The sequence below is a fragment of the Sphaerobacter sp. genome, from assembly GCF_019683595.1.
In the GTDB taxonomy this organism is placed as follows: Bacteria; Chloroflexota; Chloroflexia; order Thermomicrobiales; family Thermomicrobiaceae; genus Sphaerobacter.
The window spans coordinates 1-9,863 of the sequence record NZ_JADGHZ010000131.1; the positions used below are offsets into that span (position 1 = coordinate 1).

Here is a 9,863-nt window from a genome sequence, read left to right on the forward strand (position 1 = left end):
GCCCCTCTCGGACGGAGCCCACGAGGGGAGAGGGGAGCAATACGCACTACGAATGACGCATGACGCACTGAGGAGGGATATCCGCCGTGGCGCAGGCGCTCTTCACCGAGTCGCTCGGCGACTTCGATCCGACACCGAACCTGGATACGCTCATCACCGCGCTGGCGCGCCGGGCAAAGGAGGACCCGAACGCCCGCAACGTGCTCTACCGCGCGCTCGGGTTCAAAGTCCAGCGCTTCGTGCGGCGCTACCACCGCCGCGCCGAGCGGCTGGTTATCTGTGATCTGGAGGACATCGCACAGGAGGCGTTCGTCGTCTTCTGCGACCTGGTCGCGGCCTGGCCGGGCCAGGAGAGCTTCCTCGGCTACTTCTTCAGTCGCTTCCCCTGGCGGCTCGCCCGCGCCATCGACATCATCGAGCGCGGCTGGTCGGCGGCCCGGCTCACCCCGCTGGACGACCTCGACACCGCCCGCTCCATCGCGCCGCTCGACCCCGACGACCTCTTCGCCCTGGCCGAGATCGGTGCCGGGCTCGACCCGCGCGACCGCATGGTGCTGGAGCTCCACATCGGCTACCGGCTGCACCTGCGCGAGGTGGCCCACCTCCTCGGCGTCCACCCGCAGACGGTCTACCGCGCCTGGGCGCGGATCACCGCCGAGGTGCGCCGCATGTGGCCCGAGATCCCGCCGAAGCGGACGCGCCGGGCACGCCGCCCGCCTCGCCAGCCGGACGGCTGACCCCGGTCGCCGCCGCGCCTAGTCCGGCTTGAACAGCGGACGCACCGGCTGCCAGGTGGCCCCGGGCATGTTCACGATCGTGAACTGGCTGGTATAGCGGTCGTACAGCAGCGCCTCGTCCGGGTTCTTGATCGTCTTCGGCGCCTGTCCCTTGCGCGCCTCTTCCCAGCTCACCCCGCCCTGTGGCGACGGTCCGGCGGCCGCCTGCTCCTCGACAACGGCCGGAGCCGACTCCGTCGCCGGCTGCACCGCGGTCGACTCTCCCCCGGACGGCTTCTCTGCCTGACCCGACATCGGCGCGCCTCCTCCACGTCGAATTCCCCGCTCGCCCACGCGAGCGCAACCTGCCCCGCTCCAGTGTAACAGAGCCCCGCGACCCCCTTGCAGAATTAGAACACTTGTTCTATTCTAGGGTCATCGGACAGCGCCGGTCTCCCACACCGTCGGGGGCCGAGGGGCAACGGGAAAGGGATGACGGTGAGCATCGCCTGCGTCAGCATCCCCCACTTCGCACTCCGGGTCGAGGTCCTCGGGCGCCCGGAGTTCGACGGCAGGCCGCTCGTGCTCGCCACCCCACCCGGCGGCCGCAACCTGGTCGACGACTGCACCCCCGAGGCCGTCGCCGCGGGCATCCGCCCCGGCCTCTCGCTGCGCGAAGTGACCGCTCTCTGCCCCGACGCCGTCGTCGTCCAGCCGAACCCGGTGCGCGACGCCGCCGTGTTCGACCGCATCGTCGCCCGGCTCGAAGGGCTCAGCCCACTGGTCGAGCCGGCCGCACCCGGCTGCTGTTACGTCGACCTACGCGGGCTCGACCGCCACTACGGCTCGCCGGAGCGCGCGGCCGCCCGCCTGCTCCAGGCCGTCCCGCCGCTCCTGCGCCCGCGGGCCGGCATCGCGCCGGGGAAGTTCGCCGCGCGCGTCGCCGCCGGTCAGGCGGCGCCGGGCGGCTGGCACATCGTCGCGCCGGAGGAGGTCGCAACCTTTCTCGCCGACAAGCCGATCGACTGGCTGCCCCTCCCGCCGGACATGCTGCGGCGGCTGGAGCGCCTGGGGCTGCGCACCATGCGCGACCTCGCGGCGCTCCCGGCCCACGCGGTCCAGGCCCGCTTCGGCCCCGAGGGCCGCCGTGCCTGGGAGTTGGCCCAGGGGCTGGACGACGACCCGGTCCGCCCACGCGAGCGCGCCGAGTCGGTGGTCGTCGAGCTATCCCTGCCGGCGCCGGCCACCAGCCGCGACGCCCTGCTGATCGCCCTGCGCCAGCTCGTCACCCGCGCCTTCGCGCGCCCCGCGCTCCACGGCCGCGGCGTACGGCAGGCACGACTGCGGGCCCACCTGGAGGGCGGCCGCTCCTGGGAACACGTCGCCACCCTCCGCGAGCCGGCCGGGCGCGAGCGGCTGATCGACGCCCTCGGCCACCGGCTCCAGGCAGTGGAACTCCCAGCCCCGCTGGAAGCGCTCACCCTGGAGCTGACCGGCCTGACCGCGGTAGCCGCCCACCAGGAGACACTCCTCGGCGCCCGCCCCCGGCGCGCCCGGCAACTCATCGAGGCCATCCGCCAGCTCAAACAGCGCTACGGTACATCCCCAATCTATCGTGTCGTGGAGGTCGAGCCATGGTCCCGAATCCCCGAGCGGAGACGCGCGCTGATCAGCTTCGACCCCTAAACCGCCCGCGCCCGGCCCGGATCCTCACCGAGCAAGGCCGCCCGGCGGTCGTGATCGAAGGCCAGCGCCGCTACCGGGTGACCCAGGTGCGAGACGCCTGGCGCATCGACGACGAGTGGTGGCGCAACCCGATCAGCCGCCGCTACTACCAGCTCGTCCTCGACAACGGCAGCCTCCGCACCGTCTACCACGACCTCATCACCGACACCTGGTACGAGCAGGGGTATTAGGCGCGATACGCCTGCAACCATGCTCCGGCTATACTTGACGTACTTGCGGAAGAGAGGCTGGCGATCATGAGCGACCTGCGACCCATCGAGGTTACGACGCTGCCGGGGCTCGAGGAGCTTGTCGAGGACATCCGCGCGGAAGCCACGCCGCGTATTCTGCGCCGCAAAGGAGAGGACCTGGCCATCATCGTCCCGCTCACCGGGGACCGCGTGTCGCGCGCGAGGCGCCCCCGCACCGAGACCGACTATCTCCTATTCCTCTCCTCCGCCGGGAGCTGGCGCGACATCGTCGATGCCGATCGATTCCGTGAGGAGAACGACGCGAGCCGTCGGCGCTCGTCACGGCCTCCCGTCGAGCTGTGACGTACCTCATTGACACTGACTACGTTGTCGATTGGCTGGTGGGGGCACCCCGCCGTAGTCCAGTTGTTGCCACCTCTGATCCAGGCTGGTGCAGCCATCAGCATCATCACATTCGGCGAGATCTACGAGGGTATCTATTACAGCCGTGATCCTGAACGTGCTGAAAACGGTTTCCGCAACTTCCTCCGGGGCGTTGAGGTACTACCGCTCAACCGCACGACCATGAAGTGCTTCGCACGCATCCGTGGTGATCTCCGCCGCCGGGGCAACCTGATTAGTGATCCCGATCTGCTCATCGCCGCGACCGCACTCACGCGCGGGCTCATCCTCGTCACCCGCAACCGGCGACATTTCCAGCCAATCCCTGGCCTCTCGATCTATCCCTAAGACCACGGCCCGCTCCTGCCTCCACCGCGCGGTTGGCGGTAGGATTGTGTCAGCACGACACCATACGCCAGGCGACATACAGCTCTCGACGGGTGGCGGGAGCGATGGCGAGGCCCACGCGCTTCGCAGGGAGGATGGGACATCCATGGAGCAGGCGGCAAACCAACACTGGGCAGACGCAGGCATCGCGGAGGTGGTTGAGGAGCCGTACTACCTGCCGGTAGACGACGAGGTGGAGATCTTCGAGGCGGCCTACGCGCGGCGGTTGCCGGTGATGCTCAAGGGGCCGACCGGGGTCGGCAAGACCCGATTCCTGCGCTACATGGCCTACCGGTTGGGGAGACCGCTGGTCACCGTCGCCTGCCACGACGACCTGACCGCCAGCGATCTGCTCGGGCGCTACCTCATCCGCGGCAATGAGACGGTCTGGATCGACGGCCCATTGACCCACGCAGTGCGCATCGGCGCGATCTGCTACCTGGACGAGATCGTCGAGGCACGCAAGGACACCACCGTCGTCATCCACCCGCTCACGGACGACCGTCGCCGCCTGCGCCTGGAGAAGACCGGCGAGCTGATCGTCGCGCCGCCCGAGTTCCTACTCGTCATCTCCTACAACCCCGGCTACCAGAGCCTGATGAAGAACCTCAAGCCGAGCACCCGCCAGCGGTTCGTGGCGATCGAGTTCCACTTCCCGCCGCCGGAGGTCGAGGCGGAGATCGTGGTCCACGAGAGCGGCGTCGATCGCCCGACCGCCGAGGCGCTGGTGAAGCTCGCGGGGTTGATCCGTAACCTGAGCGACTCCGGCCTGGAGGAGCCGGCCAGCACCCGCCTGCTCGTCTACGCCGGCCACCTGATCCGCTCCGGGGTCGCCCCGCGCCGCGCCTGCGATCTGGCGATCGCCGCGCCCATCACCGACGACCCGACCGTCCAGGCCGCCGTGCGCGACCTGGTCGCTACCGTCTTCCCGGCCTGAGCCATGCAGCGCTGGTTCCGCCGCCTGCGACCGGGGAGGGAGGAACCGCGGGCCGCCACGTCGCCCGCGGCGCCGGCACCCGCCGGGCTCGACTTCACCGAGGTCGAGGGGACGCTGGCGCTCTACGCCACGGCGCTCTCCGGCGGGCGGTTGCGGGTGATGTCGAACACCGGCGCGGCGCGCGGGAGCTACACCGACGGGCGCACGATCTTCCTGCCGCCACGAATCGACTTCTTCCCCGACCCGACCGACGCCCGCCGCCTCTACCGGGTCATGACCGCCTGGAAAGTTTTGCAGGCGACCAGCGGCTACCTGGAGGCGGGCGACCTCCGCGGGGTGGAGCACTTCGGCGCGGCGCTGGCGCTGTACGAGGCGCTGGCGGGGGAGTGGCTCGACCGGCGGCTGGTGGCCACCTGGCCGGGACTGGCGGACGATCTGGCGCTCCTGCGGGCCGACGCGCTGGAACGGCGGAACGGCATCGCGCCCCGGACGCTCCCCGAAGCGCTGCTGCGGGCGCTGGTTGCCGCGCCGCTGGCGACGCCGCCCGACCCCGTCGCACTCGTCGCAGCCGCCGAACAGGCGGGGCTGGACCCGGCGGCGGCCGCTCGACTGGCGGCGGTGCCGGAGGCGCTCGTCGCGCCGGGGCCGGAGCCGTGCCGGGATCTGGCGATCGCCCTGGCACGGGCGGCCCCGCTGGATCAGGATGAGCCCGCCCCGGAGGTCATCCACTACCGGGGCCGGCTTCGGCCCGACCTGATGCGCCGGCCAGCGGCGGTAGTCGAGAACGGCGACGACGAGAAGGACGAGGCGCGGGACGACCGGCGGAAGCCGCCGCCCCGGGCTACGGCGCGCGGCCTGCCGATCCACGTCGAGGCGCGGACGCCCGAGCAGTTCGCGGCGCGGGACCGGCGCGCTTCCTCCGGCGGGCGGCAGGCGATCCAGCTCAGTCTCGGCGACCGCGAGCCGCCGGTCACCTTCCAGCAGGTGCCGCTCACCGAGGAAGACAAGGTAGGCGCGCTCCTGTTCGACGAGTGGGACTACATCCGCGGCATGTACCTCCCCGAGTGGTGCGCCGTGCGCGAGCGGCGCCCGCGCGGGGGCAGTTCGGAGCCGGTCGAGCGCATCCTGCGCCAGAACCGGGCGCTCATCACCCGGCTCAAGCAGCAGTTCGAGGCGCTGCGGCCGGAGCGCCTGCGGCTCACGCGGCAGTTCGACGGCGACGCGCTCGACCTGGACGCCATCGTGGCCGACCACGCCGACCGCCGCGCCGGGTTCGCCCCCAGCGACAAGCTCTACAGCCGCGTGCTGGAGCGCGAGCGCAACATCGCCCTCGGCTGCCTGGTGGACCTCAGCGGCTCGACCGGCGCCTGGATCGACGACGACCCGCGCAACGATCAGGTGATCGAGGTAACGCGCCGGGCGCTGGTCCTCCTCTGCGAGGCGCTGAGCGTGCTCGACGACCGCTATGCCATCTACGGCTTCACCGGCGGCACCCGCAAGCGGTGCGAGATCACCGTCGTGAAGGGGTTTGACGAGCGGTACGGGGAGACGGTCAAGGGGCGGATCGCCGGGCTCTCGCCGGGGTCGTACACCCGCATCGGCCCGGCGGTGCGCTACACCACCCGGGCGCTCACCCAGCAGCCGGCGCGGGTGCGGCTGCTGCTCCTGATCTCCGACGGCCGGCCGAACGACTTCGACGGCTACGGCGGGCGCTACGGGATTGAGGACACCCGCAAGGCACTGATCGAGGCGCGCCAGCAAGGGGTTGCCACCTTCGCGCTCACTATCGACGCCGAGGCGCGCGACTACATGCCGCACATGTTCGGCGGCGGCCACTACGTGGTCGTCGAGGATGTCCCCGCGCTCGCCCTGCGGCTGGCCGAGGTCTACCGGCGCCTGACTCTGCCGTAGACGGTACAATCGGAACCGGCGCGCGATCCGGAAGAGCGACATGGTGGGCGTGGTGAGGGAATCGACGATGACGGAGGAACGCAGCATCCAGCCGATCGACGAGACGGAGATCGAACCGGCGACCCAGCCGATCGAGGAGGAGACCGAGGGTCAGGAACCGCCGATGCGCGAGGTCCTGGCCGATATCGCCCGGCGGCTGCCGCTCTATGCGCAACTCGCCACGCGCCTCGCCGCCGATACCCGCCTCGCCGCCAGCCAGCGCTCGTCCCTGTCCGGGCTGACAGGGCGGAACCTCCCCCTTGGCCTGCTCCCCGGCCTCGGCCCGCTCCTCGCCAACGCCGAGCGACTGATGCGCAGCGTGCAGACGATCAACGTCGTGCTGCATCAGGTGCAGCCCGAGGTCGCCGACGAGCACCTGGCGGCCGTCGGCCTGACCCGCGCGCAGGTGGAGGCCGACCTGCGGGACATCACCCGCATCACCCGCCATCTCGGTCGCACCGGCGTGGCCACGCTCGACACCCTGTCGGTCCAGGGCGCCCGCGCCGCCGGGCGGCTGGTCGGCAAGGGTCTCCTTGCCTGGCGCGCCCGCCAGGCCCGCCGCAGCGGCAGCCAGCAGAACTGAGCGAGCGCGGCGGACGCCGCCCATAGAGCACCATCCTCCATCGCAAGCCCACCACGCCGCCTGCTCATCCCCGTTCCACGCCGCCGCTAGGAGCCGGGTCATCCTGCGCGGAGCCAGGCCCGACGCCACCCCCCTCGCGCGACCCCCCGACCTGTGATGACGTATCTGATGCATCACATCACTCCTGATTCCCGTTCGCGGAACCTGTCTGCGAACGCACTCACCGCAAGCCCGTGAGGGACGTTTATCTGCGCCATGCACCCTGTTGCGGTTTTGTAGCGCCCCTCGCGCACTTTTTCACAAGTCCGCGCTGCCTCTCGCTCTACAGTTCTCGGAAGAATGGGGCTGTGTTCGCGGAGCACGGCGCGCCCGCAGTGGGAGAGGCGAGGAGTCGATCCGGTATGAACGCGACGCGGTTGTTGACGGTCCTGCTCGGCGGCCTGGCGGTCGGCGGGTTGGGTGCGATCTACGTCTGGAGCGCGATGAGCGCGCTCCTCGAGGGCGATCTCACCTGGCAGCGTGGAGTGTCCGCGGTCATCGTGGCCGCCGCGGTCATCTTGCTGCTCGGAGGGGTGGCGCGTTACGTCCGCCACCTGGAGCAGCCGCGCTAGCGGCGGACGATCGCTGGATAGGGGAGGTCCTGCATGGCCAACAAGGGCAAGCCACAGGCCGAACACGAGGAAGGTGGGCACCCGACCGGGACGCTCATCATCCTCCTGATCTATCTGGTGGTGATCATCGGTCTCTGGGGCTCGGTCTACTTGATCTTGCTCCAACGCGCATAGGCCCGGGGAGCGACGCATGAAGGTCGAATTTTACGAAAAAGTCTTCGTGGTTCTGACCGTCATCGTGCTGGCGGTCGGACTCGTGACCATCGGCGCCTCGGTGGTCGTGGCCGGAGTGCACGTGCCGTCGCCCGCCGGGCGGGTCGACCCGCGCACCGTGGCGGAAACGCCGCCGTTCGATCAGCCGGGCCTGCGCGAGATCGCGCCGGGCCAGTACGAGGCGGTCATCCTCGCGCGTGTCTGGTACTTCGACCCGAAGGAGATCCGGGTCCCGGCCGGCTCCACCGTCACCTTCCGGCTCACGTCGGCCGACGTGGTCCACGGCTTCGAGCTGCAGAACACCCCGATCAACGGGATGCTCATCCCCGGCCAGGTGACGACCATGACCACGACCTTTGAGAAGCCGGGCGAGTATCTCTTCATCTGCCATGAGTACTGCGGGATCGGGCATCACACGATGTATGGACGGGTGGTGGTCGAATGACGGGCGCTGCGATCTCTTTCCAACGCGAAGCCGTTGCCGAGGAGGCGGTGACCGCCTACCCGGCTGAGCAGCTTCGCCCGATTCGCTGGCAACTCCTCCTCGGCTTCATCGGCCTCCTCATCGGCGGCTACATGGGGCTGCTCCAGGCCCTCGAGCGAGTCGGGGTGGACTTCTACAAGATCAGCCAGATCAAGACCTACTACCAGGGGCTCACCCTGCACGGCGTGCTGCTGGCGCTGGTCTTCACCTTCACCTTCGCCAACGCCTTCACACAGTACATGACGATCCGGGCCTACGGGCGGCCGCTCGCCAGCACCGCCCTGGTGCACGCCTCGTTCCTCACCGCGGCGCTAGGAGTCGTCCTGGCGGGCTACGCGATCCTCACCAACCAGGCGACGGTGCTCTTCACCTTCTATGCGCCGCTGAAGGCTCACCCGCTCTTCTACCTGGGCGCGGTCTTCCTGGTCATCTCGACCTGGATCGTGCTGGCCAACCTGCTGCTGACGCTCCGCGCCTGGCGGCGGGACCACCCCGGCGAGCGGATCCCGCTGATGGCCTACATGGGGCTGTTCAACTACCTCATGTGGACCATCGCCACCGTCGGGATCGCGATCGAGGTGCTGGCCTTCCTGCTCCCCTGGTCGCTCGGCTGGGTGGGCACCACCGACCCGCAGCTCAACCGGATCCTCTTCTGGCTCACCGGGCACCCGATCGTCTACTTCTGGCTGCTCCCGGCCTACATGTCCTGGTACGCCCTGATCCCGGGGCAGGTCGGCGGCAAGCTGTACAGCGACGGGTTGACCCGGCTGACCTTCCTGCTCTTCCTGCTCTTCTCCATCCCGGTCGGCCTGCACCACCAGTTCACCGACCCGGGCATCCCGCCGGCCATGAAGGCCATTCACGCGGTGCTGACCTTCGTGGTCTTCGTCCCGAGCATGATCACCGCCTTCTCGGTCATGGCGGCGCTGGAGATGGGCGGCCGCAAGGCGGGCGGCAAGGGCGTGCTCGGCTGGATCCCGCGGCTACCCTGGCGTGAGCCGAGCGTGGCGGCGCAGCTCCTGGCGATGCTCACCTTCTTCCTGGGCGGCGCCACCGGCCTGATCAACGCCAGCTACACGATGAACCTGACGGTTCACAACACGGCCTTCGTGCCCGGCCACTTCCACCTGACCGTCGGGACCGCCGTGGCCCTCACCTTCATGGGCATCTCCTACTGGTTCGTGCCCTACCTGACCGGCCGCCAGCTCTTCAGCCGCCGCCTGGCGCTCGCCCAGGCCTGGTTCTGGGCCATCGGCGCGCTGATCTTCGCCCGCGGGCAGATCCAGGGCGGGCTGGACGCCATGCCCCGGCGCACCGCCATCGGCTCGGCGACCTACTCCCTGCCCGGCTGGGATGTCTCGAACTGGTTCACCGCCGTCGGCGGCGTGCTCATGGCGATCGGCGGGGTGCTCTTCTTCATCGTCCTGATCGGCACGCTCTTCAACCCGAAGCGGATTGACCCGGCCACGGTGGAGCCGGTCCTGAGCCAGCCGATCCACGGCCCCAAGGAGACCTGGAAGGCGTTCGACCGGGTCGGCCTCTGGGTCGTCGTGTCGATCGCGCTCTTGCTGATCGCCTACCTGCCGGTGATCATCCCCTACCTCCCGGCCAACATGACCTCCCCGCCGGTTAAGGCGTGGTAACGAGCCTGAGCCCCCTCACCC

At 69.8% G+C, this 9,863-nt stretch carries 13 protein-coding genes; 12 read left to right on the forward strand and 1 reads right to left on the reverse strand.

Annotated elements, in window-relative coordinates; translation table 11 throughout:
• Positions 1-86: 86 nt before the first annotated feature.
• Entirely contained in the window at positions 87-737 is a 651-nt protein-coding gene (locus tag IRZ30_RS12640) for a sigma-70 family RNA polymerase sigma factor (RefSeq protein ID WP_294085632.1), read from the forward strand.
• 18 nt (positions 738-755) lie between these two features.
• Here IRZ30_RS12640 and IRZ30_RS12645 read toward each other — a convergent pair whose 3' ends face one another.
• On the reverse strand, positions 756-1,031 hold the full coding sequence (locus IRZ30_RS12645) for a hypothetical protein (protein WP_294085634.1): 276 nt from the start codon (positions 1,029-1,031) through the stop codon (positions 756-758).
• Between the two features lie 177 nt (positions 1,032-1,208).
• Between IRZ30_RS12645 and IRZ30_RS12650 the strand changes: the two genes are divergently transcribed.
• The 11 genes from IRZ30_RS12650 (at position 1,209) to IRZ30_RS12700 (ending at position 9,842) form a co-directional block, all read left to right on the forward strand.
• On the forward strand, positions 1,209-2,402 hold the full coding sequence (locus IRZ30_RS12650; RefSeq protein WP_294085636.1) for a DNA polymerase Y family protein: 1,194 nt from the start codon (positions 1,209-1,211) through the stop codon (positions 2,400-2,402).
• A 50-nt stretch (positions 2,403-2,452) separates the two neighbouring features.
• Positions 2,453-2,632 (forward strand): hypothetical protein, encoded by a 180-nt coding sequence (locus tag IRZ30_RS12655; protein ID WP_294085637.1) that lies wholly within the window; start codon positions 2,453-2,455, stop codon positions 2,630-2,632.
• Positions 2,633-2,698: 66 nt separating this feature from the next.
• Positions 2,699-2,995 carry a hypothetical protein gene (locus IRZ30_RS12660; protein WP_294085639.1) on the forward strand — a complete coding sequence of 99 codons (297 nt, stop codon included), beginning with the start codon at positions 2,699-2,701 and terminating at the stop codon, positions 2,993-2,995.
• 9 nt (positions 2,996-3,004) lie between these two features.
• Entirely contained in the window at positions 3,005-3,382 is a 378-nt protein-coding gene (locus IRZ30_RS12665; protein ID WP_294085640.1) for a type II toxin-antitoxin system VapC family toxin, read from the forward strand.
• A 145-nt stretch (positions 3,383-3,527) separates the two neighbouring features.
• On the forward strand, positions 3,528-4,358 hold the full coding sequence (locus IRZ30_RS12670; protein WP_294085643.1) for a CbbQ/NirQ/NorQ/GpvN family protein: 831 nt from the start codon (positions 3,528-3,530) through the stop codon (positions 4,356-4,358).
• 3 nt (positions 4,359-4,361) lie between these two features.
• On the forward strand, positions 4,362-6,269 hold the full coding sequence (locus IRZ30_RS12675) for a hypothetical protein (RefSeq protein ID WP_294085645.1): 1,908 nt from the start codon (positions 4,362-4,364) through the stop codon (positions 6,267-6,269).
• Positions 6,270-6,336: 67 nt separating this feature from the next.
• The gene (locus IRZ30_RS12680; protein ID WP_294085648.1) at positions 6,337-6,891 is read left to right on the forward strand and encodes a hypothetical protein; all 555 of its coding nucleotides are present in this window, start codon (positions 6,337-6,339) and stop codon (positions 6,889-6,891) included.
• A 401-nt stretch (positions 6,892-7,292) separates the two neighbouring features.
• Complete coding sequence (locus tag IRZ30_RS12685; protein ID WP_294085651.1) at positions 7,293-7,502, forward strand: hypothetical protein; 210 nt, start codon at positions 7,293-7,295, stop codon at positions 7,500-7,502.
• A 33-nt stretch (positions 7,503-7,535) separates the two neighbouring features.
• On the forward strand, positions 7,536-7,676 hold the full coding sequence (locus tag IRZ30_RS12690; protein WP_012872527.1) for a cytochrome c oxidase subunit 2A: 141 nt from the start codon (positions 7,536-7,538) through the stop codon (positions 7,674-7,676).
• A 16-nt stretch (positions 7,677-7,692) separates the two neighbouring features.
• On the forward strand, positions 7,693-8,160 hold the full coding sequence (locus tag IRZ30_RS12695) for a cytochrome c oxidase subunit II (RefSeq protein WP_294085661.1): 468 nt from the start codon (positions 7,693-7,695) through the stop codon (positions 8,158-8,160).
• Positions 8,157-9,842, forward strand: coding sequence for a cbb3-type cytochrome c oxidase subunit I (locus tag IRZ30_RS12700; RefSeq protein WP_294085662.1), 1,686 nt, complete (start codon positions 8,157-8,159; stop codon positions 9,840-9,842). Before IRZ30_RS12695 ends, IRZ30_RS12700 begins: the two co-directional genes overlap by 4 nt.
• Positions 9,843-9,863: the final 21 nt, after the last annotated feature.